Source organism: Stenotrophomonas beteli, from assembly GCF_001431665.1.
In the GTDB taxonomy this organism is placed as follows: Bacteria; Pseudomonadota; Gammaproteobacteria; order Xanthomonadales; family Xanthomonadaceae; genus Stenotrophomonas; species Stenotrophomonas beteli.
Map to the genome: position 1 here is coordinate 50,405 of NZ_LLXV01000013.1, position 25,228 is coordinate 75,632.

Genomic DNA, 25,228 nt, shown 5'->3' on the forward strand with positions numbered 1-25,228 from the left:
GTGGGCGTGGTGGCTCGGATTCTGGCTGCGCGAGGCCCGCGGCGACAAGTCAGCGCCTGCACATGACATTGGCACGGGACTGACCTGCGGCTTACCCGGCAACCTCTAGCGTGGTGGGCAACGTAGGCCCGCCGCCCGGCGTGGAGATTTCGATGAACGAGCGAAGCAAGGATCAGGACCCGAAGCAGGGCGTGCAGGAAAGCCGCCAGGACAGGAAGCAGGACGATGTGGCCAAGCAGCGGCCGGGCCAGCGCGATCAACAGGTGCGTGATGCGCATTCGCGCAGCCCGCGCCGCAGGGACGGCGACCAGGAGCCGGCCTGAGCCGCCGGCGCTGAAAAGAAAAAACCCGTAGATCACGGAGATCTACGGGTTCTTCTGAATAGTGGTGGAGCCAAGGAGGATCGAACTCCTGACCTCGTCATTGCGAACGACGCGCTCTCCCAGCTGAGCTATGGCCCCACGGCAGGGCTTCAGTGTAGCGCTGCCTGCCGGGCTTGCCAAGCACCGGGCCGGGACGGCGACAGGCGAGGATCCACCGTCTTCCCATACTGATTCAGGCCAGGGCCTGGCGCAGCAGGGCGCCTGCGCGCTGAACCGCGATGCCGGTGGACGCGGCCACGGCCTGCAGGTGGATGCAGGCGTGAATCATCCCCGGCAGCCGCTCCAGCGTGCAGTCGACCCCCGCAGCCTGCAGGCGGTACGCGTACTGCTCGGCCTCGTCCCGCAACGGATCATGCTCGCAGCTGAGGACCGAGGCCGACGCCAATCCATGCAGTTCCGTTGCATGGGCGGGCGAGGCGAGAACCGGCGGCTGATCCAGATCACCCAGATAGGCCTGCCAGCAGCGCTGCATCAGTTCGGCACTGAGGTAGTAGCCAGTGGCGTAGTCGCGGTAGGAATCGCTGTCCATGCCGGCGTCCAGCGCCGGGTACAGCAGCACCTGATGGCGAGGCTGCGGCAGCCCGAGATCGCGCAGCAGCAGGCAGCAGGCGGCCGCCAGATTGCCACCGGCGCTGTCACCGCCGATGGCCAGCCGCTGCCGGTCCAGTCCGAGCAGTTCGGCGTTGGCCTGCAGCCACGACCAGGCGTCAGCAACGTCGTGCAGCGGTACCGGGAACGGATGTTCCGGCGCAAGCCGGTAGCCGACTGCCGCGACCACGCAGCCGCTGGCATTGGCCAGGGCGCGGCAGGGACCGTCGTAGACCGCCAGCGAACACTGGAACCAGCCCCCGCCATGGGCGAACAACAAGGCCGGCGCCGGTCCATCGGGCAGCCCTTCCGGTGTGTAAAGGCGGACTTCCAACGCGTGGCCGTCGCGTGCGATCACCGCATGTTCGATCACATGCGCAACCGGCTGCGGCGCACCCTGCAACGGTGGCAGCGCGCTCTCGCTGATCGCACGCAGCTCGCGCAGGTCCTCCGGCAGCGGATGGACCGCGATGGCATCGACGAACTGCTGCAGCGCCGGTTCAAGCTGCATGGCGCGCCTCCCGCAGGAACGGCAGCAGCTGGGCCAGGAACGCCTGCGGCGCTTCTTCCATGATGAAGTGGCCGCAGCCCGGCAAGATGCTGCCGCGCACGTTGTCGGCGTGCGGTTGCAGGGTCAGCATCGGCGCATCGGCGGTGGCGTGTTCGGCGCCGATCGCGAGCACCGGCATCGCCAGCCGGCGCTGCGCGCGCAGCTTGTTCTGGCGGATGGTCTCCGGAATCGCGCGGTACCAGGCGAAGCCGGCCCGCAGTGCGCCGGGGCGGCTGTAGGCGGCGATGTAGGTATCGGCGGCCACCGCATCGCGCCGGTACGACCAGCGGTCGAACATGAATTCCAGGTAGGCGCGTTCGCGTCCGCTGATGAGCGCCTCGGGCAGGTCGGTCACCTGGTTGAACATGAAGTGCCAGAGGAAGATGTTGTCGGCCGGTGCGGCGAAAATGCCGGGTTCCGGCGCGAGGCCGGGAATCACCGCTTCGGTGACCGCCAGCTGTCGCACCGCCTGCGGCTGGTCGCTGGCCAGCGCATAGGCGATCCACATGCCGATGTCGTGGCCGACCAGCTGATAGCGTGCGTGGCCGAGCGCCAGCATGGTCTGGTGCAGGATGGCGGCGGCGCTGCCGGTGTCGTAACCGTGGCTTGGGCGATCGGATTCGCCGATGCCCGGCGGATCCACGGCAATCGCTTCGAAGCCGGCCTCGGCCAGGGCGTGCAGCACGTGGCGCCAGGCGTACCAGGTCTGTGGCCAGCCGGGAATCAGCAGCACCGGCTCGCCGTGGCCGGCGGATACGCAATGCACGCGCTGGCCCTCGATGCGCAGGTAGTGGTGGCGCAGGGCGTCGTCGCCGGCAGCGCCAGCGGAAAGGGATGTGGTCATGGGGGAGTGCTCCGTTGGTGCTCAGGCGATGCCGAGCATCTGCTGCATCTGTGCGGTGCTGATGGGAGCACCGGCGAAGTCGTCGAAAATCTTGTCGGTGACCGGAATGATGTGGTCGCGGATGAACGCGGCACCTTCGCGCGCGCCGGCGTCCGGGTCCTTCAGGCAGCACTCCCATTCCAGCGTCGCCCAGCCCGGGTAGTCGTACTGGGCCAGCTTGGAGAAGATCGACTTGAAGTCGACCTGGCCGTCGCCCAGCGAGCGGAAGCGGCCCGCACGTTCGGTCCAGTCGGCATACCCGCCATAGATGCCCTGGCGGCCGCTGGGGCGGAACTCCGCATCCTTGACGTGGAACATGCGGATCAGCGGGTGGTAGATGTCCAGGTACTCCAGGTAGTCCAGCTGCTGCAGCACGAAGTGGCTGGGATCGAACAGGATGCGGCAGCGAGCGTGCTGGCCGACGCGTTCGAAGAAGCGCTCGAAGCTGGTGCCGTCGTGCAGGTCTTCGCTGGGGTGGATCTCGTAGCAGAGGTTGACGCCGTTGTCCTCGCAGGTATCGAGGATCGGCCGCCAGCGTCGTGCCAGTTCGTCGAATGCCGCATCGATCAGGCCCGGCGGGCGCTGCGGGAACGGGAACAGGTAGGGCCAGGCGAACGAGCCGGAGAAGGTGCCCATGTCCTGCAGGCCCAGCCGACGCGAGGCGCGGGCGGCAAGGTGCAGCTGCTGCTGCGCCCATTCGCTGCGGGCTTTCGGATTGCCGCGCACTGCTTCCGGTGCGAAGCCATCGCAGAGCTCGTCGTAGGCTGGATGCACGGCCACCAGCTGGCCGAGAAGGTGGGTGGTCAGTTCACTGACCTGCAGGCCGTGCGCGGCGAGGGTGCCGCGGATGTCGTCGCAGTAATCCTGGCTGCCGGCGGCAGTGGCCAGGTCGAACAGGCGCGCGTCCCAGGCCGGGATCTGCAGGGCCTTGAAACCGTGGCCGGCGGCCCACGCGGCGATGCCGGCAAGTGAGTTGAACGGGGCCTGGTCGCCGGCGAACTGCGCCAGGTGCAGGCTGGGGCCCCTGAGGGTCTGCATGTGTTGCTCCAATTGTTTGTCGGTCGACAAAGAATAGGGGCGGCTCTCGCGGTGGTCAACACCCGCGTTACACTGCGCGCCTCACTGGAGCAGGCAGGCAGATGGCAGGGCGACCGCGCGAATTCGACAGGGACCAGGCGTTGCGCAGGGCGATGCTGCTGTTCTGGCAGCACGGCTATGAAGGCACGTCGATGTCGGCACTGGTCGAAGCACTGGGCATCGCCTCTGCGCGCATCTACGCCGCGTTCGGCAGCAAGGAGCAGTTGTTCCGCGAAGCCGTTGCGCTGTACGAGGACGGCGAGGGCGGCTTCGCGCCGCGCGCGCTGGAGCAGGCGTCGCTGCGTGAGGCGATCGGTTCGATGCTGCGCGAGGCGGTGCTGACCTACACCCGGCGCGGGCGTCCGCATGGCTGCCTGGTGGTGTCTTCGGCCAGCAGCGTGTCGCCCGATGGCGAGGGCGTGCGGGACTGGCTGGCCAGCCATCGACGCCAGCGCACGGCGGCGATCATCGCGCGGCTGCAGCAGGCCCAGGCCGAAGGGCAGCTGGCCGGCGATGTGGCGGTGCAGGCGCTGGGCGATTACTTCGCCACGGTGCTGCACGGCATTTCGGTGCAGGCCCGTGACGGCATCAGCCGCGAGCGCCTGCTGGCGATGGTCGACGTGGCGTTGAGCCTGCTGCCCTGAGATCCAGGGTCAGAACCGTTTTCCCTTGGAAAACGGATCTGACCCCAGGCGCTGCCGGCTGACTGTGCCGAAACCGCTTGTTTCGCCGGGCCTGGGCGCCGCGCAACGAAATCGTAACAAATTGGGGGATAATGGCCGCTTGCGCAGTTCTCCTCCTTTTTTGCCGCCCGGCTCGCGCAGGCCGCACGGACGCCTCCTCAGAGCATTCCATGCCCTCCCATTCCGATTCCCGCCGCCTGTCGGGTATGTCGTCTTCCTTCGTTTCCTTCCGCCGCCACCCGCTGGCCCTGGCCTGTGCCGGCCTGGCCCTGGTCGGCAGCTTCGGTGCCGCCGCGCAGGACAGCGCGCCGACCCCGACTGGCCTGGACACGATCACCGTGACCGCTGAACACCGTGAGCAGAACCTGCAGGAAGTGCCGGTCTCGGTGGGCGTTGTGCAGGGCGAGCGCATGCGCGACTTCACCGCCGGCGGCGATGACACCCTGCTGGCACTGTCTGGCCGCGTACCGAGCCTGTATGCGGAAACCACCACCGGCCGCATCTTCCCGCGCTTCTACATCCGCGGCCTGGGCAACATCGATTTCTACCTGGGTGCCTCGCAGCCGGTGTCGATCATCCAGGACGATGTGGTGCTGGAGCACGTGGTGCTGAAGTCCAACCCGGTCTACGACGTGGACCAGGTGGAAGTGCTGCGCGGCCCGCAGGGCTCGCTGTTCGGCCGCAACACCACCGCCGGCATCGTCAAGTTCGACACCCTGAAGCCGACCCAGGACTACACCGGCCGCGTCAGCGCCAGCTATGCGACCTACAACAGCGTGTCGATCGACGGCGGCTTTGGTGGTCCGATCAATGATATCGCCTCGTTCCGCGTGTCGGCGCTGTACCAGCACCGCGACGACTACGTCGACAACACCTACAAGGGCCCGAGCGCCGACGGCACGGTCAGCCCGAAGAAGAACGCCATGGGCGGCTTCGATGACCGCAACGTGCGCGCGCAGCTGCTGCTGACCCCGAGCGACCAGTTCTCGATCCTGGCCTCAGCCCATGCCCGCGACTATGAAGGCACCTCGACCCTGTTCCTGCGCAGTGCGCTGACCAAGGGCTCCAACAAGACCGACGTGGCGCGCGACAAGGTGGCCTACGACGAAGCCGACAACAACCCGCAGGCCTACAAGACCTACGGCGGCTCGGTGAAAGCGCGCTACGACTTCGGCGCGATCGACTTCACCTCGATCACCGCCTATGAGACCACCTCCGGCTACAGCCGTGGTGACACCGACGGCGGCGCTGCGGTGAACTTCCCGGTCAACGGCGTGCCGAACGGCTACGGCCAGTCGATGGGCCGCATCCGCGACCTGGACCAGTGGACCCAGGAATTCCGCTTGGCCAGCCATGACGACAGCGCCCTGCAGTGGCAGGCCGGTGCGTTCTACTTCAACGGCAGCGACACCACCGACTTCTACCAGCGCGCGTGGTTCCTGCAGGGCGCGGCCCGCAACCCGAACAACTGGGTGCGCCTGCGCAACAAGAACACCTCCTGGGCCGGATTCGGCCAGCTGAGCTACGCCTTCACCGACAAGTTCACCATCACCGCCGGCCTGCGCCAGACCAGGGACGAGAAGCACACGCGTCTGCTGAAGACCGCCGATACCGCCGCCGGCGTGGTGACCTACAAGGGCCGCACCGACGTCAGGATGTCCGACACCACCCCGAGCTGGGATCTGAGCGCGATGTACCAGATCACCCCGGACGTGAGCGTCTACGCCAAGGTCGCGCGTGGCTTCCGTGGCCCGACCATCCAGGGCCGTTCGGCGGTGTTCAATGCCGATTTCACTACCGCCGATTCCGAGACGATCCTGTCCTGGGAAGCGGGCGTGAAAAGCAGCCTGTGGGACAACCGCCTGCGCCTGAATGCCACCGCGTTCACCTACACCGTCAACGACATCCAGCTCAACGGCAACGATTCGGATGGCAACGGCGTCCTGTTCAACGCCGACAAGGCCAAGGCCTACGGCTTCGAAGCCGACATGGAGCTGCGCCCGATCCCGAACCTGACCCTGAGCGCCGGCCTGAGCCTGTTGCACAGCGAGATCAAGGACAAGCGCGTGTACGCGCAGGTCTGCGGCCTCAATGGCCAGGTGGTGTGCACGGTCAATGACCCGACCATCAAGGTCGGTGCCAACACTTTCGCGCAGATCGACGGCAACCCGCTGCCGAACGCGCCGAAGTACAACGTCAACCTGGCCGCCCGCTATGACTTCCCGGTCAGCGATGCCGGCACCATGTTCGTCTCCACCGACTGGAACAAGCAGGGTTACACCAGCTTCGTGCTGTACGACAGCAAGGAGTTCAACTCCAAGGGTGACTTCGAGGGTGGCCTGAAGATCGGCTACTCGGGCAACTACGGTGCCTACGAAGTGGCGCTGTTCGCGCGCAACATCACCAACGAGAAGAACCTCAAGGGCGTGATCGAGAACTACATGGCCGCGGTCTACAACGAGCCGCGCACCGTCGGTGTCTCGCTGAACATGAACTGGTAATTCCAGCCGTCCGTGTTTCGGAAACGGCGCTCCTGGAGCGCCGTTTTTCGTGGGCCGTGCTAAGGTCCTGCCCTGTGTTGAAAGGATCTCGACCATGCTTGATGCGCTGTACCAGACCTATTCCGATGCCAGCGCCGGCGCAGAGCTGCAGGCGCGCTGCCGCGAGCAGGTGGTGTCCTGGCGTTGGGCCAGCCACTCGATGGCCTTCGTGGTGCCGTTCATGCGCGAAGAGCACGGTGGGCCGCTGCCGCGCTGGATCGCCGATACCAAGGCCGATCCCGCCAGGCATGTCCACCATGGGTTTGATGCGCAAGGGCGGATCATCCTGGAGTGCGAGCCCAATGGCAGCCTGTCGGTCTGGCTGCATCTGGCGGACGTCCGGCAGCAGTTCTCGTTCCACAACTCGGGCAGCCTCGGCTCGATCACCCAGTTCCGCGAATCCGGTGGACGCCTGCAGGAACTGCAGCTGGCGGCCGAGGGTCGTGGCTTCACCGAGCACTACGAGTGGGAAGGCGAGCGCCTGCAGCGGGTGCTGATCGAGAACCGCGGCGACGGCCGGCGCACCTGGTGGTGCCAACGCCTGCATGACTATGACGATGACGGCCAGTTGCAGCGAATGACGCTGGAGTACCTGGACCGCAGGAAGCGCCGCAAGGGCGACGCGCAGCTGCTCTATCTGCGGCCCAGGAAGGGAGAAACGCTGGCGACGGTCAGCGCGCAGGTGCAGCACCTGTTGCAGGAGTCACTCGCCGATGCGTTGCCACGCATCCCTCAGGAAGAGCCGCTGTACTGCCTGCTGCTGTGCTTCACCGGGGAAGACGTGCCGGCGGCCTGGCCGCCGTTCCTGGTCTGGGGCCGGCAGTCGCATCGTGAGCAGGTCCTGGCACGTGGCGAGGATGTGGCCTATTACCTGTGGGCACCGGATGAGATCCGCCAGGCGCAGGGCGGGTCCTGCGAACGCTGGTTCGATGCGCCCGCGCTGGTGCAGGCGTGCGCCCGCCACAACCAGTACATGGCACTGCGGCAGAGTCCGGCCTCGGCGATGCAGGTGCTGAAGAAAGTGGCCGCGTGGCTGGACGAGCCGGAACAGCGCAGGCAGCTGCGGACCACCGATGATTTCGTGGTGGCGGTGGCAGACAACACCGGCAGTGTCGATCCGTTGCCGGCCCTGCGGCGGGCACTGGCGCCCGAGCGCTGGGCGCTGCTGAAAACGCGCGGCTACGTTTGACGCTGGCGCGGCCCGCCCCGGGCCGCCCTTTGCTGTTGCCTCAGGCCGCAGTGAGGCCGCTGTGCTGTGTGCGCCGGGGGCGGCTCCACTGCGCTGGCGCCGGATGTGCCCGGCGCCTGCCGAAATCAGCGTGCGGGCAGCAGTGCCTGCAGCCGCGATTCCAGTTCCTGCTGGCGCCAGCCGGCCAGCGCGGCGGGCCATTGGCGGCGTTCCAGATAGCTTTCCAGGTGCTTGCGCGAGGCCAGCACGCCGTCCGGCAGGCCCAGTTCGCGGCTGCGTTCGGCCACCGCATCCTGCAGCTTCTTCAGGGCCTGCTTGTTGCTGTCATTGGCCGGCAGCGCCAGCGGGGCATCGGCCTCATCAGCCAGCGGCGTGTCCAGCGCCTGCCAGATCGCTGCGGCGAGCTTGCGCGGTGCTTTCGGGAACTGCTCGAACAGCTTGCCCAGCCCGTCCGCATCGGCCGGTGGCGTGCGTGCGAGGGTGGCGGCCAGTTCGTTGTCCAGGATCCAGCTGCGCGGCCGGTCGCTGCTGCGCGCCTGTACGTCGCGCCAGCGCAGCAGGCGAAGCAGGCGACGCTGTGCGGCGGCATCGAGGAACTGCGCCGAGCGCATCGCCAGGTGGGGCCAGCGATCCTCATCGTTGGCGACGCTGGCCAGCAGGCGCTCGCCATCGTCATGCAGCCACTGCTGTCGCCCCAGCGCCTGCAGCCGGGCATCGATGGCGTCATGCAGGGCGAACAGGTGCTCGACATCGTCGGCGGCATACTGCAGCTGCGACTCGGACAATGGCCGGCGCATCCAGTCCGAACGGGTCTCTCCCTTGGCCAGGGTCACGCCGGTGATTTCCGCCACCAGCTTCTGGTAGCCCATGCCACCGCCGATGCCGGCCAGTGCAGCGCCGATCTGAGTGTCGAACAGGGGGCGCGGCAGCACGCCGCAGGCCCACTTGAAGGCGACCAGGTCTTCGCTGGCGCTGTGCATCACCTTGGTGATCGATTCGTCGGCCAGCCACGGCGCCAATGCGTCGGTCATGCCGGGAATCAGCGGGTCGATCAGCAGAATGTCCTGTCCGACCGCCATCTGCACCAGCGCCAGCTGCGGCCAGAAGGTCCGTTCACGGATGAATTCGGTGTCCAGGCCGATGCGGGCCGGGCGCTGCTGGAAGTACGCATCCAGCTCGGCGGGGGTGGTGATCCAGGTTGCCACGGGTCAGGGCCTACTACTCGGGTTTGCTCAGGCAGGGGAGAATAGCCTAACGTCGGTCCGCATCCGTGCCGAAGGAGACTGTGCTTGCGTTTTTCGTTGTCGCCCGTGCTGTGCACCGCCCTGGCAGTGGCCTTGGCCGGCTGCACGCCGTCGCCGCCGGCGACTGCGGAGCGGGCGGCCGGCGGCGATGCACGCCCGGCCCAGGACAGCAACACCGGCACGGCACCACCACCGGGGCTGGGCAGCGTAACCATTGCCGGCGAGGACGCCGCAGAGAATGTTCAGCAGTGGACACCGCCGCGCGTGGACCGGGAAGGGCGCAGCCTGGCCCAGTTGCGCCGTGCGGCCGAGCAGGCGTTCACCCAGGGGCGGCTTTATGAGGATGCCGACGCAGCCATTCCGCTGTGGCTGGCAGTGCAGGAGGAAGACCCGGATGACCGCCAGGCGCGGCAGGGCCTGCAGCGTGCACGCCAGCGCCTGCAGCAGCAGGCCGACCAGTTGCTGGTGCGCCCGCTGAAGCAGCGCGAGGCCCTGGCCGAGGCGAGCCGCCAGGCGCTGGTGCTGCTGACCCTGGCACCCAATGATGACAAGGTGCGCGCCCTGCAGGGACGGGTGGAACGGGCCCAGCGCGTGGTCGCCTACAACCGCGAGGGCGAAGAGGACCTGCGCTCGGACCGGATCGGCGAGCAGGGGGACGGTGCGATCGGCAGCTTCCGCGAGGCGCTGGCGCTGGACGAGCACAACAGCCGGGCGCGGCAGGGTCTGGCGGCGGCAGAAAGTGGGCTGATCCGTCGCGCCGAGGACGCCGCGCGTGCCCGCGACTTCGCCAGCGCAGGCAGCTGGCTGGCCGAGGCGAGCAAGGTCCGCGATTCGTCGCCGACCATTGCCGATGCGTTTGAGCGTATCGAGCAGATTCGCTCGGACACGCTGCTGCGCCTGCGCGACGACGGCCTGCGCGACCTGGCCACGCCGCAGGGCCTGAAACCGGCGCGGGAGAAGCTGGCCGAGGCACTGCGCATCGGCCTGCCGGGCGATGCGGTGGTGGCCCAGTTGCGCGAGCGCATCGACCTGGCCACGCACTACGGCAGCTTCCGCCCGGGCCAGGTGTTCAGTGATGCGATGCGCGATGGTGGACGCGGCCCGCAGATGGTGGTGGTGCCACACGGAGGATTCCAGATGGGCGCCGGCGACGCCGAGCCGGGCTCGGCCGATTCCGAGCGGCCTTCGCATTACGTGCGCTTTGACCGAGGCTTCGCGATGGCGATCACCGAGGTCACCGTCAGCGATTTCGAGCGGTACGTAAAAGCGACCAACGCGCGGCCCCGGGCCACCCGCCGTGGTCATTCGGTGGTGTACGACGAGCGCAGCGGCAACTTCATCCGGCGTAGTGGCGTTGATTGGCGCTCGGACTACGATGGCGGCCGCGCGCTGGGCAACTCGCCGGTCATGCACGTCAGCGTGCGTGATGCCGAGAACTACGCGGCGTGGCTGTCCGAGCAGACCGGGCGCAGCTACCGGCTGCCGAGCGAAGCTGAATTCGAATATGCACTGCGCGCCGGCAGCAGTGGCCGTTACCCGTGGGGAGATGCCGGCACACCTCCCCCCGGCAGCGGCAACTTCACCGGCAGCAAGGATGCATCGCCCTCGGGCCGACATTGGCACAACGCCTTCATCGGCTATGGTGATGGCTGGTGGGGGCCGGCACCGGTGGCCAGCTTCCAGGCCAATGCCTTCGGCCTGCATGACATGGCGGGCAACCTGAGCGAGTGGGTGGCCGACTGCTGGCATGCCAGCTACCGGCGTGCGCCGTCCGATGGCGTGGCCTGGTTCAACCCGGGGTGCCGCTCGCGGGTGATTCGTGGCGGTAACTGGGCCAACGCGCCCGAGCAGACCCGTGCCGCCTGGCGGCAGTCGCAGGATTCGGATACGACCAACGCGCGCATTGGTTTCCGGCTGGTGCGCGGTATCTGATCGTCGCGCGGCTTCACCTGCTGCAGGCGCCGGCGCACTAAGATTGCGCCGTGCCCGCCGGCCGGCGGGGCCTGCCGGAAGACCGCCCGATGCGCAACGATCCCTTTTCCCGCTCGCCACAAGGCCCGCAACGGCGCGGCCTGTTCGGCAACATCCGCTGGTGGGTGCTGCTGCTGGCCGCCGGTTATGCCGCGTTCTACTGGTTTTCCAACCGCACGGTGGATCCCTATACCGGCGAGAAGGTGATGATCGACAGCAGCCTGGACGCGCGCCAGGAAACCGCGCTGGGCCTGCAGGCCTACCAGCAGATCCTGTCGCAGGAGCCGCCGATGGATCCGAACGCGCCGATCGCGCGCGACGTGCGTGACATCGCGCAGCGACTGATTGCCAAGGTGGATGTGGTGGAGACCGCGCTGGCGCAGGAGCATGGCGTGCAGCCGGCGCACTTCGCGCGTGATTTCCAGTGGGAAGTGAACGTCATTCCGTCCGAACAGGCCAATGCGTTCTGCCTGCCTGGCGGCAAGATGGCGGTCTATACCGGGCTGGTGCCGGTGGCGCGCACCCGCGATGCAATGGCGGTGGTGATGGGCCACGAAATCGCCCATGCGCTGCTGCGCCACGGTGCGCAGCGCATGGCGCAGCAGAAGCTGACGCAGATCGGGCAGGTGGCCGGCGCCGCCAGCGGCATGGATGCGCAGCAGCAACAGATGATGATGTCAGCGATGGGCTACGGCTACCTGCTGCCCTATGCGCGCAGCCACGAGACGCAGGCCGACGAAGTGGGGCTGATGCTGGCGGCAGCAGCGTGCTTCGATCCCCGCGAGGCGGAGCCGCTGTGGCAGCGCATGGGCCAGGCCAGCGGGGGGCAGTCGCCGCCGGAGTTCGCCTCCACCCATCCCAATCCCGGTACCCGCATCCAGAACCTGCAGGCGCTGATGCCGAAGGCACTCGAGTACCGGCAGACGTTCTGCGAGCAGGCAAAGTAGGGTGGTGTTCGGCAGGGCTGCGCCCTGCACCTGCCGAAGCAACAGCAACAGCAACAGCAACAGCAACAGCGTGCATTCCGTGGGATGGCGGGGTGGGTCCGGTTGCGGGGGCCGCTGCAAGTACCCCTCCGGGGACCGGCCCAGCCGCTGGCGGCTGTGCGTTCGGGCGCTTGCGAAGCAATGCTTCGCAAGCAAAGCGCCCTCACCCATGTAAGCTCGGTCGCCGCTTGCTCGTGTGCGCAGTCCTTCGCACACGGCAAGACCGGGGTTGGGCGTCCTGCCCAACCCGCCCGAGGCATGCCTCGGGCCCATGCGGCTCACGCCCCCGCAACCGGACCCACCCCGCCTTCGACAGATTCTCGCGATCTGTCGGAATGGCGTGGGGTCAGATCCGTTTTCCTACGGAAAACGGATCTGACCCCGAATTGATTCGATATCTGGCAGAGATTCATCCACGCATGGCGTGGATCTACCCGATCGCGGAAAACTGTCAGAGGTGGAGCGGTGCCGGAGTGCGGGGTGTCAGCCGCATGGATGCGGCTGCCAAGCCCCCATGGACGGGTTTACGGCGTCCCCGCACTCCGGCACCGCCCCGCCATCCCACGGAATGCCTGCTTTTGACGTTGGCGTTGCTTTGGCTTGAAGCCTCTGCAGGTGCAGGGCGCAGCCCCGCCGAACACCCCTTACTTGACCTGCACGTCGATCACGCCGTCGCCGACGCGGGCCTGCAGGGCGTCACCGGACTGTACCTGATCAAGCTTTCGCACCAGCGTACCGTCATCGCTGCGGGTCAGGATGCTGTAGCCACGCGCCACAGTCGCCAGCGGGCTGACTGCTTCAAGTGAACGCGCCAGTCCGCGCAGTCGCAGTGCATCGCGCTCCAGCAGGCGCTGCATCGCGGCCTGCGGCCGCCCGCGCAGGGCAGCCAGACGGCGCTGCATCGCATCGAGCTGGCGCTGCGGATGGTGCCCGCGCAGCACTGCCGCCGCATGACGCAGGCGCGCGGCACGGCGCTCCTGCTGCTGGTTGAAGGCGGCATGCAGGCGCCGGCCCAGATCCAGCTGGCGTCGGCGCAACACGTCCAGCCGCGCCTGCGGGCTCTGGGCGTTCAGGCGCAGCAGGGCGCGGTCAGCGCGCTGCATGGCCTGCTGCATCGCATGCCGTTGCAGCTGCACCATGCGCGCGGCGGTGCGGCGCAGGCGCAGGGCCAGTTCGCGCTGGTCCGGTACCAGCAGTTCGGCAGCCACCGACGGTGTCGGTGCGCGCAGGTCGGCGGCGAAATCGCTGAGGCTGAAGTCGGTTTCGTGCCCCACCGCAGAAACCACCGGGGTGCGGCTGGCGGCGATCGCGCGGGCCAGTGCTTCATCGTTGAAGGCCCAAAGGTCTTCCAGCGAACCGCCACCGCGGGTCAGCAGGATGACGTCGTAGCGGCCGCTGGCATCGGCGGCCTGCAGCAGGCGGGTGATCTGCGCAGCAGCCGTGCTGCCCTGGACCAGGGTCGGCAGCAGGTCCACTTCCAGCAGCGGGAAGCGGCGGCCGAGCACGCTCAGCACGTCGCGCACGGCGGCACCGGTGGGCGAGGTGATCACCGCCAGGCGCTGTACATGGGCCGGCAGCGGGCGCTTGCGTGCCGGGTCGAACAGGCCTTCGGCGTCCAGCCGTGCCTTCAGTTCCTCGAACGCACGGCGCAACGCGCCTTCGCCGGCTTCCTCCATGTGGTCGAGCACCATCTGGTACTCGCCTCGTGCGTCGTACAGCGTCACCTTGCCACGGACCAGCACGCGCATGCCTTCGCGCGGCACGAATTTCAGGTACTGCGCCTTCATCCGGAACATCGCCGCGCGCAGCTGGGCGCGCGCATCCTTCAGGGTGAAGTACAGGTGCCCGGAAGCAGGCCGCGCCACGCTGCCGAGCTCGGCCTCGACCCAGATCGCCGGGAAGCTGCCTTCCAGCAGGTCGCGGGCCAGGGTGTTGAGCTGGCTGGGGGTGAGGATGTCGTTGTTGCGTGGCTGCATGGGAACGGCGTGCGGCAGGTGGAACGGGCGCTCAGGATCGCACGTCAGCGCGGGGCGTGCTGGGCCAGCGCCCACTGCACGTGCTCGCGCACCAGCGGCGAGGGGTCGTCGATGCGGGTGTGCAGCGCGGCCAGGGCCTCGGCCGAGGCCGGCGCATTGCCCAGCGCCACCGCGATGTTGCGCAGCCAGCGCTCATGTCCGCTGCGGCGGATCGGGCTGCCTTCGGTGCGGCGCAGGAACTCGGCTTCGTCCCAGGCGAACAGCTGGTCCAGGCGCGCGGTATCGAGGTTGTTGCGCGCGCGGAAATCGGCCTCGTCGGTGCGCTTGGCGAACTTGTTCCAGGGGCAGACCAGCTGGCAATCGTCGCAACCGTAGATACGGTTGCCCATCAACGGCCGCATGTCCTCGGGAATGGCGCCGTCATGCTCGATGGTCAGGTAGGAAATGCAGCGTCGCGCGTCGAGTCGTTGCGGGCCGGTGATCGCGCGGGTGGGGCAGACATCGATGCAGCGCGTGCAGGTGCCGCAGTGCGCGCTGGCCGGCGTGTCGATCGGCAGCGGGATATCGATGTAGATCTCGCCGATGAAGAACCACGAGCCACCGTGCCGATCAATCAGGCAGGTGTGCTTGCCGATCCAGCCGAGCCCGGCATTGCGTGCCAGCGCACGTTCCAGCACCGGTGCCGAATCGACGAATACGCGGTAGCCCAGCGGCGCCACTTCATCGTTGATCTGCGTGGCCAGCTTCTGCAGGCGGTTGCGCATCAACTTGTGATAGTCGCGGCCCAGCGCGTAGCGCGCCACATAGGCGCGGCCCGGGTCGGCCAGGGTGGCCCAGGCTTCGGTATCGTCCTTGTGGCTGTAATCCATGCCGACCGAAATCACCCGCACCGTGCCCGGCAGCAGTTCGGCCGGTCGCGCGCGCAGCGTGCCGTGGCGCGCCATCCAGTCCATCGTGCCGTACAGGCCCTGGCCCAGCCAGTCGGCCAGGTGCGCTTCGTCCTCGCCCAGCTCGATGCCGGCAATGCCGCAGCGCTGGAAGCCATGCGCGCGGGCCAGTTCGCGGATGCGCAGTACGGCCTGGGCCGGATCGACAGGGGCGGGGACGAGGGACATGTGTACCAGTATAAAATCCCGGCATGCCCGATCTTTCTCTTCTGTTGGACACCGCCGCCGCGCGCACACTCGATGCACGCGCCTCGGCGCTGGCCGGTGACGGTGGCTGGGGCCTGATGGCGCAGGCCGGTCTGGCCGGCTGGCAATGCCTGCTGCAGCAGTGGCCCGAGGCCCGCGCGCTGTGCGTGCTGGCCGGCGCCGGCAACAACGGCGGCGATGGCTACGTGCTGGCCACCCATGCGCTGCGGTCGGGGCGCCCGGTGCAGGTGGTCACGCTGCCCGGCAAGGCGCCTGCCACAGCGCTGGCCAGGCAGGCCGCGGCGGACTTTGCAGCGGCAGGAGGCTGCGTTGTCGCCTTCGAAGGCCAGCTGCCGTCGGCCGAGGTGTATGTGGACGCGTTGTTCGGGCTTGGCCTGGACCGGGCGCCGGCGGGCGAGGCGCTGGCGCTGATCGAGGCGCTCAATCACGCAATGATACCGGTGCTGGCGCTGGACGTGCCCAGTGGCGTCGACGCCGATAGCGGTCGCGTGCCGGGCGTGGCGGTGAAGGCCGACGTCACGCTGCAGTTCATTGCCTGCCACCGTGGCCTGTACACCGGCGATGCGCTGGATCACGTGGGCCAGCGCCGGTTGGCGCCGCTGGACGTGCCTGATGCCGCCTGGGAAGGCATTGCCGCCCGTGCGCAGCGCTGGACGGCTGAGCGTCTGCCGGCGCTGTTGCCGCCGCGCCGGGCCAATACCCACAAGGGTGAGTCCGGCCACGTGCTGTGCATTGGCGGCAACCACGGCAGCGGCGGTGCGGTGATGCTGGCCGCCGCTGCCGCGCTGCGCGCAGGTGCCGGTCTGGTCAGCGTCGGCAGCCGTCGCGATCATGTAGCACCGTTGTTGGCGCGCCTGCCCGAGGCGATGAGCCACGCGCTGGAAGACGGCGACGCGCTGCCCGCGCTGCTGGACAGGGCCAGGGTGGTGGCGATCGGCCCCGGGCTGGGCCAGGACGAATGGGCGCGGGCGCTGTCTGCGCGGGCGCTGGCCTGTGGCAAGCCGCTGGTGGTTGATGCCGATGCGCTGAATCTGCTGGCGCAGGACCCGCATGCGCTGCACGAGGCCATCCTTACCCCGCATCCGGGCGAAGCCGCGCGCCTGCTGGGCTGCAGCACCGCCGACATCCAGGCCGACCGTTATGCCAGCGCGCAGGCGCTGGCCGAACGCTTCCACGCCGTGGTGGTACTGAAGGGCGCAGGCAGCATCGTGGCCGCGCCCGGGCAGTTGCCGCGGCTGATCGCTGCCGGCAACCCCGGCATGGCCGTCGGTGGCATGGGCGACCTGCTCACCGGCATCATTGCCAGTCTGCGTGCGCAGGGCCTGTGTGCGTTCGATGCCGCCGCCGCCGGCGCGCTGTTGCACGCACTGGCAGGCGATGCCGCTGCTGCCGAGGGCGCGCGCGGCCTGCTCCCTACCGACCTGCTGGCGCCGCTGCGGCGACTGGCCAACCCGGAACACGCTCGATGATTGACTTCTTCCTTGCTGACAGCGATGCCACCGAACGGCTGGGGCAGTGGCTGGCGGCCAGCCGGCCGCCGCAGGCGCTGGTCGAACTGCGCGGCGACCTCGGTGCCGGCAAGTCCACCACCGCCCGTGCCCTGTTGCGCGCGCTGGGCGTGCAGGGGGCGATCCGAAGCCCCACCTACACGCTGGTCGAGCGCTATCCACTGGCAAGCGGCGGCGAGGCATGGCACCTGGACCTGTACCGGATCGGCCAGGCCGGCGAGCTGGATTTCCTCGGCCTGGACGAGGGCAGCGCGGTGCTGTGGCTGGTCGAATGGCCCGAGCGCGGTGCCGGCGCGCTGCCGCCGACCGACCTGGTGGTGACGCTGGCGATCGAGGGGCAGGGCCGTCGTGCCCGTCTCACTGCAGCAAGCGACATCGGTCATGAATGGCTGCGGCGGCTCCCACAAGGGGGCGACTTGCAGGCCATTTCTGCCGGTTGACGAGAACAAACACCGGCAGGTTACGGATTATTAAGGAAAAAGGTGTTGCATTCCGTTCAGCGCGGTGATTGAATCCTGAGCCATGCGCCCGGGGAACCGTCTCATTGCCATCTGTGCCGCCGTCGGACTGGGTCTGGCGAGCGTCAGTGCGTGGGCGGGTGAAGTCCGCCAGGTCCTGCTGAACACCGGTGCCACCGGCACCCGCGCGGAGATCTCGCTGGTCGGCAGCGGCGGCTACAAGACGCTGTCGCTGGCAGGCCCGAACCGTCTGGTGGTCGATTTCCCCGACTCCAGCGCCATCCGCAACCTGAAGATGCCGGCCGCGCAGGGCGTGGTCACGGCGGTGCGCACCGGACAGCCGGTGCCGGGCACCTTCCGTGTCGTTTTCGACCTCGCTGAATCGGTGGCGCCGTTCCGCCCGCAGATGCAGCGCGAAGGCAATGAATCCAAGCTGGTGATCGAGTGGCCGGGCGATGGCCCGGCCGTGGCTGCCCAGCGTCCGGCACCGACACCGCAGGCGCCGGCTGCCGCACCGGCCCCGACCCCGGCCGAAAGTGCGCAGTCGCGTACCGATGCCGCACGCGCCACTGCGCTGCTGACCGCACAGGTGCAGCAGCAGGCCAGTGCCACCGCAGCAGCGCCCGCCGCGCCGACGCCGGCACCGTCCACGACGCCGGTCCAGGTCGCCGCGGCAGGCACTACGGCCAGCAGTACGCCTCCGTCTTCGCCGGCCGCAATCCTCGCCGGCCAGCGCACCGCCGCCGTGGTGAGCACGCCGCCGGCAACCGTTCCCGCGCCGGCGCCAGCGGCGCCGGTTGAAGCGCCGCGCCCGGCAATGCCCAGCGACGCCTCGCGCATCCGCATGCAGCCGGGCATGCGCCATCTGGTGGTGGCGATCGATCCCGGCCACGGGGGCCAGGATCCGGGCGCGATCGGCCCGACCGGCAAGCGCGAGAAGGACGTCACTTTGGCGGTGGCCCGCGAACTGGCCCGCCAGGTCAACGCCACGCCCGGCCTGAAGGCCTACCTGACCCGCGACAGCGACGTTTTCATCCCGCTGCCGATGCGTGCGCAGAAGGCGCGTGCGAACAAGGCCGACATCTTCATCTCGATCCACGCCGATGCCGCCGAAAACCGCTCTGCGACCGGTTCGTCGGTGTATGTGCTGTCGACCAAGGGCGCGTCTTCGCAGCGTGCACGCTGGCTGGCGGACAAGGAAAACGCGGCCGATCTGGTCGGCGGCGTGCGCCTGCAGCAGACCGAAGGCACGCTGGCCAACGTCCTGCTGGATCTGGCCCAGAGCGGCTACATGAAGGCCTCCGAAGATGCTGCCGGCCATGTGCTGGGTGGCCTGAAGCGGATCGGCAACAACCACAAGCCGAACATCGAACGTGCCAACTTCGCGGTGCTGCGCACCTCGGACATGCCGGCGATGCTGGTGGAAACCGCGTTCATTTCCAACCCGGATGAAGAGCGCCGCCTGATCGACCCGGCCTACCAGCGCAAGATCGCCGGTGCCGTGCTCGATGGCGTGCATACCTTCTTCAGCCGGCAGCCGCCGCCGGGGACGTTGTACGCGGCGCGCGCGCAGGCCGAGATCGACGCAGCCGGCACCATGGCCGGCGGCAGCAAGTAACCCGCCGGAGGGCGGGTTACTGCTTTCTGTAGAGTCGACTGTTAGTCGACTACGCGCGCAGCGCGGGGTTTTTCGCTGTCCGGCCAGGAGCAGTCGACTGACAGTCGACTCTACCTGCGGCGCCTCCGTTATCATCCCCGCATGACGTCTGCTAGCCATCCGCGCCCGATCCGGCCCCTGCCGGAAATCCTGATCAACCAGATCGCCGCCGGCGAAGTGGTTGAGCGTCCCGCGTCGGTAGTGAAGGAGCTGGTCGAGAATGCGATCGATGCCGGCGCCAGCCGCGTCGACATCGATCTGGAAGAGGGCGGTGTGCGCCTGATCCGCATCCGTGACAATGGCAGCGGCATCGCACCGGAGCAGCTGCCGCTGGCGGTATCGCGCCACGCCACCAGCAAGATCGCCGACCTGGACGATCTGGAATCGGTGGCAACGCTGGGGTTCCGCGGTGAAGCGCTGCCTTCGATCGCCTCGGTCAGCCGCTTCACCCTGGCCTCGCGCCGCGCGCATGATGAGCACGGCTCCGCGCTGCAGATCGAAGGCGGCAAGATCGGTGAGGTCACCCCGCGCGCGCACGCGCCGGGTACCACGGTGGAAGTGCGCGAGCTGTTCTACAACGTGCCGGCGCGACGCAAGTTCCTGCGCGCCGAGCGCACCGAGCTGGGCCACATCGAAGAATGGCTGCGGTCATTGGCGCTGGCGCGCCCGGACGTTGAACTGCGCGTGTCGCACAACGGCAAGGCCTCGCGCCGCTACAAGCCGGGCGATCTGTATTCCGATGCGCGGCTGGCCGAGACGCTGGGCGAGGACTTCGCCAACCAGGCCGTGCGCGTGGACCACAGCGGTGCCGGCCTGCGCCTGCACGGCTGGATCGCGCAGCCGCACTATTCGCGGGCCAGTGCTGATCAGCAGTATCTGTACGTCAACGGCCGCTCGGTGCGTGATCGCAGCGTCGCCCATGCGGTGAAGATGGCCTACGGCGACGTGCTGTACCACGGCCGCCAGCCGGCGTACGTGCTGTTCCTGGAGCTGGATCCGACCCGCGTCGACGTCAATGTGCACCCGGCCAAGCATGAGGTGCGTTTCCGTGATGCGCGGCTGGTCCACGACTTCGTCTACCGCACCCTGAAGGATGCGCTGGCCGAGACCCGTGCCGGTGTGTCCGCGCAGGAGATCGGCGCCGGCGCTGCGCACCCGGCCGACAGCGCCGCAGCACCCATGCCCTCGGGCGTGGGCGCATCCGGCTTCGGCCTGGTCCGCGGGCCTGCGCCCGGTGCCGGTGCGGGCGGCGGCGGTGGTGGTGGTTTCTCCGGCTGGCGCCCGCAGCAACCGTTGGGGTTGCAGGTGGCCGATGCGCCAGCGGCTTATGCAGCGCTGTACGCCACGCCGGCCGGTGCCGAGCGCGCAGCACCGTTGCCGCCGATGCCCAGCGAGAACGGTCTGCCGGTCACCCGTGCCGATGCAGGCGTGCCGCCGCTGGGCTATGCGATCGCGCAGTTGCATGGCATCTACATCCTGGCCGAGAACGCCGAAGGCCTGATCGTGGTCGACATGCATGCCGCGCACGAACGCATCGGCTATGAACGCCTGAAGAATGCGCACGATGGCATCGGCCTGCAGTCGCAGCCACTGCTGGTACCGATCACGCTGGCGGTTGGCGAGCGCGAGGCCGACACCGCGGAGAGTGAAGCTGAAACGCTGGCCGCGCTCGGCTTCGAAGTGACCCGTGCCGGCCCGGGTGCGCTGCACGTACGCAGCCTTCCGGCACTGCTGGCCCATGCCGAACCGGAAGGGTTGCTGCGCGATGTGCTGACCGATCTGCGCGAACACGGCCAGAGCCGCCGCGTGGCCAGCGCGCGTGACGAACTGCTGTCGACCATGGCCTGCCACGGCGCGGTGCGCGCCAACCGGCGCCTGACCGTGCCGGAAATGAACGCGCTGCTGCGCGACATGGAAATCACCGAACGGTCCGGCCAGTGCAACCACGGCCGACCGACCTGGGCCCGTTTTTCGCTGGCGGAGATCGACCGCTGGTTCCTGCGCGGACGTTGAGGGGAGGATCGATGCGCAACTGGGGAATGAGTGGCCTGTTGGTCGCCTGGATGTTGGCCGCCTGCAGCCCGGCGACACCACCGGCGCCGGCTGCAGTGGAGGATCCGGCATTCGCCGCCGCGCAGCAGCAGTGGCGCGTGGCGCGTTATCAGGATCTGACCCGGGCCGATGGCTGGACGGCGCTGGTGGGCCTGCATTGGCTGCAGAACAAGTCGCATTTCGTCGGCAGCGGGGCCACCAATGGCATCCGCCTTGCGGTCGGTCCGGGCAAACTGGGCCTGTTGCGCCGCGAGGGCAGCCAGTGGTGGTTCACGCCGGAAGCGGGCGCCGAGGTCAGCCATGACGGGCAACCGGTGCGCGGACGCATCCGGGTCGACACCGACAAGGATCCGCAGCCGACCCTGCTCGCCTTCGATGGCGGCAAGGGCCAGCTCAGCATCATCCGCCGTGGTCCGCGTGATGCACTGCGGGTGAAGCATGCCGACGCACCTGCGCGCCGCGATTTCGCCGGCCTGCAGTACTGGCCGGGTGGCGCTGACTGGCAGGTGCAGGCGCGCTTCATCGCGCATCCGCCGGGCAAGACCCTGCCCATCGTCGACATCACCGGCTTGACCACGCAGATGCCCAATGCCGGCGCCGTCGAGTTCGAGCGGGAAGGGCGCCGCTGGCGGCTGGAGGCGATCGGTGCCCCCGGCCAACCGCTGTTCCTGATCTTCGCCGACCGTACCAGCGGCCGCGGCAGTTATCCGGCCGGTCGCTACCTGGATACCGATGCGCCGGCGGCCGACGGCACGGTGCGCATCGATTTCAACCATGCTTACAACCCTCCCTGCGCGTTCACCGCCTACGCGACCTGCCCGCTGGCGCCGCCGGAAAACCGGCTCGACCTGCGCGTGGAAGCGGGCGAGAAGGCCTACCACCTGCCTGAAGGAGAAGGCTGAGATGCCGATCAGACACCTGTTCCGCGTCACGTTGTTGCTGGCGGCCTGCGCAATCGCACCGCTGGCCCCGGCCCGTGATGCGCCGGTCACCTCTGCTGCGGCCGCAACCGCGGCCAAGCCGCCGGTACCGTTGCTGTGGAAAGTGACCGGCCCGGGTGACTCCCGCCTCTACCTGCTCGGTTCCTTCCACCTGCTGAAGCCGCAGGACTACCCGTTGTCGCCCGATGTCGAGCAGGCGTTCGAGGCCTCGCAGCGGGTGGTGTTCGAACTGTCGCCGGAAGACATGCAGTCGCCACAGCTGGCCAGCCGCATGGTGCAGGCAGCGGTCCGCACCGATGGCAGCGAGCTCAAGCGTGATCTCGATGCTGCGACCTGGCAGAAGCTGCAGGTGTTCGCTGCCGAGAACAAGCTGCCACTGGCGCAGATGCAGGGCATGAAGCCGTGGTTCGTCGGGCTGAGCATTTCGGTCGGGCAGATGCAGAAGCTGGGGCTGGACCCGGCGCTGGGGCTGGACCGGCATTTCATGGAGCGCGCGCAGAAGACCGGCCGCAAGACTGCCGGGCTGGAGGACATCGACACGCAGATCGGCATGCTCGATGGCATGACGTTGCAGGAGCAACGGCAGATGCTGGCCGAGGCGCTGGACCAGGCCGGCAAGGCCGACGAGCAGGCACGCCAGCTGCACGATGCGTGGCGCCGCGGCGATGAGCGCCTGCTGTGGACGAAGATGGCGGCGGAGATGCGCCAGCAGTATCCGCAGCTGTACCAGCGCATCAACACCGGGCGCAATGATGCCTGGGTGCCGAAGCTGCAGCCATACCTGCAGGCCGGGCAGGGCGGTACGCTGGTGGTGGTCGGCACGCTGCACCTGCTGGGCAGTGATGGCGTGGTCGAGAAGCTGAAGGCGAAGGGCTACAAGGTCGAACGCGTGTGCACGGGGTGCAAGGCGAAACGTTGACGCCTCGCCACTGGACCGCAAAAACAGAACGGCGCGCCAGGGGCGCGCCGTTTTCGTTCCTGCCCGGCCCGCGGCTCAGCGGCGGGTCTTGCCGCCGGTGCCGGTACCCGGTTCGTTCGGCTTGCTGCCGGTGCCGGCACCCGTTCCGGTGCCGCCCGGGCGCGGGCCGCCGAAACCGGCGCCCATGCTGCGCTGGAATTCCTGCCACAGTTCCAGGTTGCGTTCGGTCAGCTGGTTCATCATCGCCCACGGGGTCTGCCCCAGCAGGTTGCCCATCTGCTGGCGGAACTGCTGCTGCTGGTCGAGGAAGACCTGCATGCTGCGCTCCAGGTAATTGCCCATGAAGCCCTGCAGCGAATCGCCGTAGAAGCGGATCAGCTGGCTCAGCAGCTGGGTGGAGAGCATCGGTTCGCCGTCCTGTTCCTGGTCGGCGATGATCTGCAGCAGGACCGAGCGGGTAAGGTCGTCGCCGCTCTTGGCATCGCGGACTTCGAAGTCTTCACCGTCTAGGATCAGCTGGCGCACGTCCTCGATGGTGATGTAGCTGGAAATCTCGGTGTCGTAGAGACGGCGGTTCGGATACTTCTTGATGATGCGGGTCGCAGCCATTGAAGCGGTCACTCGTCACAGTAGGAGCGCAGCATGGCGCAGTGCAGCAGCGGTTGCAACCGCCTCAGCCCCCGCCAGGCTTGGCTTTCGGGGGCGATCATGTTGCGCAACAAGGGTTTGCGTGCTGCGCAGCATGACCAACGGCAGGGGCTGCAGCCCGCTCGGCTTACCAGCCCATGTGGTGGCCGCCGTTGATGTCCAGGTTGCTGCCGGTGATCCACGAGGCCTCGTCGGCCACCAGGAAGGACACCCCGTAGGCGATCTCCTCCGGCTTGCCCAGGCGCCCGGTCGGGATGTCGGCGATGATCTTGGCGCGCACCTCTTCGGGCACGGCCATCACCATGTCCGTCGCCACGTAACCGGGCGAGATGGTGTTGACGGTGATGCCGAAACCGGCGTTCTCCCGGGCCAGCGAGATGGTGAATCCATGCATGCCGGCCTTGGCCGCTGCGTAGTTGGCCTGGCCGTACTGGCCCTTCAGGCCGTTGATGGAGCTGATCTGGATGACCCGGCCCCAGCCACGGCGGCGCATGCCTTCAATCACCGGGCGGGTGACATTGAACACCGAGTTGAGGTTGGTATTGATCACATCGTGCCACTGGTCGGCGCGCATGCGGTGGAAGGTGGTATCGCGGGTGATGCCGGCGTTGTTGACCAGGATCTCGACCGGGCCGAGCTCGGCTTCCACGGCGCGCACCAGCGCCTCGGCGCTGTCCGGATCAGAGACATCGCCGGGGAAGATCGACACGCTGTAGCCGCGCTCGGTCATGGCCTGCTGCCAGGCGCGTGCCTTGGCTTCGTCGCGGTAGTTGGTGGCGACCCGGTGGCCCTGGTCGGCCAGGCGTTGGCAGATGGCGGTGCCGATGCCGCCGGTTCCGCCGGTGACCAGTGCGACGCGAGAAGTCATGGAGTGCTGTCCGGATATCAGGTGGGGGAAGGGGGATTCTGCAACATCGGCGCGGAAAGTGCGCCGGGCCGCAACAGGATGTCGGCGCGTGGCAGCCGCGCCGGGTCGAAGGCCTGTTGCGCGCGGGCCAGCAGCGCGTCCAGCGCCTGGGCCGAATCCAGCGCGGCGGGCGCCTGGCCGAGCAGCTGCCAGAGCTGGCGCAGCACCGGCAACGGGTGCCGGGTGTCTACCGGCAGCGCGGCCAGCGACTTGGACAGTTTGTGGCCCGGCGCATCCAGCAGCAGCGGCAGATGCCAGTAGCGTGGCACGGCCAGGCCCAATGCCTGCTGCAGCAGGATCTGCCGTGCGGTGGAGTCAAGCAGGTCGGCGCCGCGCACCACCTCGGTCACCTCCTGTGCGGCATCATCGACCACCACCGCCAGCTGGTAGGCCCAGCAGCCATCGGCGCGGCGCAGCACGAAGTCGCCGACCTCGGCGTGTACATCCTGCTGTTGCGGCCCGCGCAGGCCATCGACGAAGTGCACGACGCTGCCGGGCAGCACGCGGAAGCGGACGGCAGGATCCGGTCGCGGCTGCCGTGCGACGCAGCGGTGGTGGATACCGCCGCTGGCGGCCAGGTCGCTGCGGCTGCAGTGGCAGACGAAGGCCTGGTCGCTGGCCAGCAACACATCCAGCGCGGCTTGGTAGGCCGCGCCGCGGGTGCTCTGCCAGAGGACCGAGCCATCGTGGACCAGCCCGAACGCAGACAGTGCCTGCAACTGTGACTGCGCGGCGCCGGGGACGGTGCGGGGCGGGTCGACGTCTTCGATGCGCAGACGCCACAAGCCGCCGTGGTGGCGGGCCAGCAGCCAGCTGCCGAAGGCGGCGAGCAGGGATCCGGGATGGAGCAGGCCGGTAGGTGAGGGCGCGAAGCGGCCGCAGGGAATAGGGGAGGTCATGCTGGCTGAATCGTC

Annotated in this window: 21 protein-coding genes and 1 tRNA gene; 12 read left to right on the plus strand and 10 right to left on the minus strand. The window is 68.3% G+C overall.

The genetic code is table 11. The features are described 5' to 3' along the window. The first annotated feature begins 152 nt into the window (after positions 1-152). Positions 153-323 carry a hypothetical protein gene (locus tag ARC23_RS21030; RefSeq protein ID WP_203226331.1) on the plus strand — a complete coding sequence of 57 codons (171 nt, stop codon included), beginning with the start codon at positions 153-155 and terminating at the stop codon, positions 321-323. Between the two features lie 62 nt (positions 324-385). Here the strand turns inward: ARC23_RS21030 and ARC23_RS01030 are convergent. From ARC23_RS01030 to ARC23_RS01045, 4 genes are all read right to left on the minus strand, one after another. Then, a tRNA-Ala gene (locus ARC23_RS01030) sits at positions 386-461 on the minus strand. Positions 462-555: 94 nt separating this feature from the next. Next, a complete protein-coding gene (locus ARC23_RS01035; RefSeq protein WP_057495494.1) occupies positions 556-1,482 on the minus strand; it encodes an alpha/beta hydrolase in 927 nt (308 codons plus the stop codon). Then, positions 1,472-2,365: an alpha/beta fold hydrolase gene (locus tag ARC23_RS01040; protein ID WP_057495495.1), complete on the minus strand. Its 894-nt coding sequence runs from the start codon at positions 2,363-2,365 to the stop codon at positions 1,472-1,474. The genes ARC23_RS01035 and ARC23_RS01040 overlap by 11 nt, the downstream gene beginning before the upstream one ends. Before the next feature lie 21 nt (positions 2,366-2,386). Beyond that, positions 2,387-3,442: a sugar phosphate isomerase/epimerase family protein gene (locus tag ARC23_RS01045; RefSeq protein WP_057495496.1), complete on the minus strand. Its 1,056-nt coding sequence runs from the start codon at positions 3,440-3,442 to the stop codon at positions 2,387-2,389. 101 nt (positions 3,443-3,543) lie between these two features. On the opposite strand from ARC23_RS01045, the gene ARC23_RS01050 reads away from it, so the two are divergent. From ARC23_RS01050 to ARC23_RS01060, 3 genes are all read left to right on the plus strand, one after another. Further along, on the plus strand, positions 3,544-4,125 hold the full coding sequence (locus ARC23_RS01050; RefSeq protein ID WP_057495497.1) for a TetR/AcrR family transcriptional regulator: 582 nt from the start codon (positions 3,544-3,546) through the stop codon (positions 4,123-4,125). Between the two features lie 209 nt (positions 4,126-4,334). Then, positions 4,335-6,665 (plus strand): TonB-dependent receptor, encoded by a 2,331-nt coding sequence (locus tag ARC23_RS01055; protein ID WP_057495498.1) that lies wholly within the window; start codon positions 4,335-4,337, stop codon positions 6,663-6,665. A gap of 94 nt (positions 6,666-6,759) precedes the next feature. After that, positions 6,760-7,893, plus strand: a complete 1,134-nt coding sequence (locus tag ARC23_RS01060; protein WP_057495499.1) for a hypothetical protein — start codon at positions 6,760-6,762, stop codon at positions 7,891-7,893. Between the two features lie 125 nt (positions 7,894-8,018). On the opposite strand, the gene rnd is transcribed toward ARC23_RS01060, so the two are convergent. Beyond that, positions 8,019-9,098 (minus strand): ribonuclease D, encoded by a 1,080-nt coding sequence (gene rnd, locus ARC23_RS01065; RefSeq protein ID WP_057495500.1) that lies wholly within the window; start codon positions 9,096-9,098, stop codon positions 8,019-8,021. An 84-nt stretch (positions 9,099-9,182) separates the two neighbouring features. Between rnd and ARC23_RS01070 the strand changes: the two genes are divergently transcribed. After that, the gene (locus ARC23_RS01070) at positions 9,183-11,069 is read left to right on the plus strand and encodes a formylglycine-generating enzyme family protein (RefSeq protein WP_057495501.1); all 1,887 of its coding nucleotides are present in this window, start codon (positions 9,183-9,185) and stop codon (positions 11,067-11,069) included. A gap of 89 nt (positions 11,070-11,158) precedes the next feature. Further along, the gene (locus tag ARC23_RS01075) at positions 11,159-12,055 is read left to right on the plus strand and encodes a M48 family metallopeptidase (protein WP_057495502.1); all 897 of its coding nucleotides are present in this window, start codon (positions 11,159-11,161) and stop codon (positions 12,053-12,055) included. Between the two features lie 683 nt (positions 12,056-12,738). Here ARC23_RS01075 and xseA read toward each other — a convergent pair. Then, positions 12,739-14,070, minus strand: coding sequence for an exodeoxyribonuclease VII large subunit (gene xseA / locus ARC23_RS01080; protein ID WP_057495503.1), 1,332 nt, complete (start codon positions 14,068-14,070; stop codon positions 12,739-12,741). A 44-nt stretch (positions 14,071-14,114) separates the two neighbouring features. Continuing rightward, on the minus strand, positions 14,115-15,185 hold the full coding sequence (gene queG, locus ARC23_RS01085; protein WP_057495504.1) for a tRNA epoxyqueuosine(34) reductase QueG: 1,071 nt from the start codon (positions 15,183-15,185) through the stop codon (positions 14,115-14,117). A gap of 23 nt (positions 15,186-15,208) precedes the next feature. On the opposite strand from queG, the gene ARC23_RS01090 reads away from it, so the two are divergent. The 6 genes from ARC23_RS01090 to ARC23_RS01115 all read left to right on the plus strand — a co-directional run bounded on the left by ARC23_RS01090 (position 15,209) and on the right by ARC23_RS01115 (position 22,759). Continuing rightward, a complete protein-coding gene (locus ARC23_RS01090; RefSeq protein ID WP_057495505.1) occupies positions 15,209-16,693 on the plus strand; it encodes a bifunctional ADP-dependent NAD(P)H-hydrate dehydratase/NAD(P)H-hydrate epimerase in 1,485 nt (494 codons plus the stop codon). Further along, entirely contained in the window at positions 16,690-17,172 is a 483-nt protein-coding gene (gene tsaE / locus ARC23_RS01095) for a tRNA (adenosine(37)-N6)-threonylcarbamoyltransferase complex ATPase subunit type 1 TsaE (RefSeq protein ID WP_057495506.1), read from the plus strand. Before ARC23_RS01090 ends, tsaE begins: the two co-directional genes overlap by 4 nt. Before the next feature lie 82 nt (positions 17,173-17,254). Next, complete coding sequence (locus ARC23_RS01100) at positions 17,255-18,808, plus strand: N-acetylmuramoyl-L-alanine amidase (protein WP_057495507.1); 1,554 nt, start codon at positions 17,255-17,257, stop codon at positions 18,806-18,808. 141 nt (positions 18,809-18,949) lie between these two features. Further along, complete coding sequence (mutL, locus tag ARC23_RS01105) at positions 18,950-20,860, plus strand: DNA mismatch repair endonuclease MutL (RefSeq protein WP_057495508.1); 1,911 nt, start codon at positions 18,950-18,952, stop codon at positions 20,858-20,860. Between the two features lie 11 nt (positions 20,861-20,871). Beyond that, the gene (locus tag ARC23_RS01110) at positions 20,872-21,801 is read left to right on the plus strand and encodes a DUF1684 domain-containing protein (protein ID WP_057495509.1); all 930 of its coding nucleotides are present in this window, start codon (positions 20,872-20,874) and stop codon (positions 21,799-21,801) included. A 1-nt stretch (position 21,802) separates the two neighbouring features. Further along, positions 21,803-22,759 (plus strand): TraB/GumN family protein, encoded by a 957-nt coding sequence (locus tag ARC23_RS01115; protein WP_057495510.1) that lies wholly within the window; start codon positions 21,803-21,805, stop codon positions 22,757-22,759. A gap of 75 nt (positions 22,760-22,834) precedes the next feature. On the opposite strand, the gene phaR is transcribed toward ARC23_RS01115, so the two are convergent. The 3 genes from phaR to gluQRS all read right to left on the minus strand — a co-directional run bounded on the left by phaR (position 22,835) and on the right by gluQRS (position 25,213). Beyond that, the gene (gene phaR, locus ARC23_RS01120; RefSeq protein ID WP_057495511.1) at positions 22,835-23,368 is read right to left on the minus strand and encodes a polyhydroxyalkanoate synthesis repressor PhaR; all 534 of its coding nucleotides are present in this window, start codon (positions 23,366-23,368) and stop codon (positions 22,835-22,837) included. A gap of 166 nt (positions 23,369-23,534) precedes the next feature. Beyond that, complete coding sequence (gene phbB / locus ARC23_RS01125; RefSeq protein WP_049423910.1) at positions 23,535-24,275, minus strand: acetoacetyl-CoA reductase; 741 nt, start codon at positions 24,273-24,275, stop codon at positions 23,535-23,537. 17 nt (positions 24,276-24,292) lie between these two features. Further along, complete coding sequence (gluQRS, locus tag ARC23_RS01130; protein WP_057495512.1) at positions 24,293-25,213, minus strand: tRNA glutamyl-Q(34) synthetase GluQRS; 921 nt, start codon at positions 25,211-25,213, stop codon at positions 24,293-24,295. Positions 25,214-25,228: the final 15 nt, after the last annotated feature.

Bases quoted from the DNA above. Each gene is read 5' to 3' on its own strand.
- ARC23_RS01110 (WP_057495509.1), top strand. From the start codon at position 20,872: ATGCGCAACTGGGGAATGAGTGGCCTGTTGGTCGCCTGGATGTTGGCC.
- phbB (WP_049423910.1), bottom strand. From the start codon at position 24,275: ATGACTTCTCGCGTCGCACTGGTCACCGGCGGAACCGGCGGCATCGGC.
- ARC23_RS21030 (WP_203226331.1), top strand. From the start codon at position 153: ATGAACGAGCGAAGCAAGGATCAGGACCCGAAGCAGGGCGTGCAGGAA.
- ARC23_RS01055 (WP_057495498.1), top strand. From the start codon at position 4,335: ATGCCCTCCCATTCCGATTCCCGCCGCCTGTCGGGTATGTCGTCTTCC.
- ARC23_RS01100 (WP_057495507.1), top strand. From the start codon at position 17,255: ATGCGCCCGGGGAACCGTCTCATTGCCATCTGTGCCGCCGTCGGACTG.
- ARC23_RS01040 (WP_057495495.1), bottom strand. From the start codon at position 2,365: ATGACCACATCCCTTTCCGCTGGCGCTGCCGGCGACGACGCCCTGCGC.
- tsaE (WP_057495506.1), top strand. From the start codon at position 16,690: ATGATTGACTTCTTCCTTGCTGACAGCGATGCCACCGAACGGCTGGGG.
- ARC23_RS01045 (WP_057495496.1), bottom strand. From the start codon at position 3,442: ATGCAGACCCTCAGGGGCCCCAGCCTGCACCTGGCGCAGTTCGCCGGC.
- queG (WP_057495504.1), bottom strand. From the start codon at position 15,185: ATGTCCCTCGTCCCCGCCCCTGTCGATCCGGCCCAGGCCGTACTGCGC.
- ARC23_RS01060 (WP_057495499.1), top strand. From the start codon at position 6,760: ATGCTTGATGCGCTGTACCAGACCTATTCCGATGCCAGCGCCGGCGCA.
- xseA (WP_057495503.1), bottom strand. From the start codon at position 14,070: ATGCAGCCACGCAACAACGACATCCTCACCCCCAGCCAGCTCAACACC.
- ARC23_RS01075 (WP_057495502.1), top strand. From the start codon at position 11,159: ATGCGCAACGATCCCTTTTCCCGCTCGCCACAAGGCCCGCAACGGCGC.
- phaR (WP_057495511.1), bottom strand. From the start codon at position 23,368: ATGGCTGCGACCCGCATCATCAAGAAGTATCCGAACCGCCGTCTCTAC.
- ARC23_RS01035 (WP_057495494.1), bottom strand. From the start codon at position 1,482: ATGCAGCTTGAACCGGCGCTGCAGCAGTTCGTCGATGCCATCGCGGTC.
- gluQRS (WP_057495512.1), bottom strand. From the start codon at position 25,213: ATGACCTCCCCTATTCCCTGCGGCCGCTTCGCGCCCTCACCTACCGGC.
- ARC23_RS01090 (WP_057495505.1), top strand. From the start codon at position 15,209: ATGCCCGATCTTTCTCTTCTGTTGGACACCGCCGCCGCGCGCACACTC.
- ARC23_RS01050 (WP_057495497.1), top strand. From the start codon at position 3,544: ATGGCAGGGCGACCGCGCGAATTCGACAGGGACCAGGCGTTGCGCAGG.
- ARC23_RS01115 (WP_057495510.1), top strand. From the start codon at position 21,803: ATGCCGATCAGACACCTGTTCCGCGTCACGTTGTTGCTGGCGGCCTGC.
- mutL (WP_057495508.1), top strand. From the start codon at position 18,950: ATGACGTCTGCTAGCCATCCGCGCCCGATCCGGCCCCTGCCGGAAATC.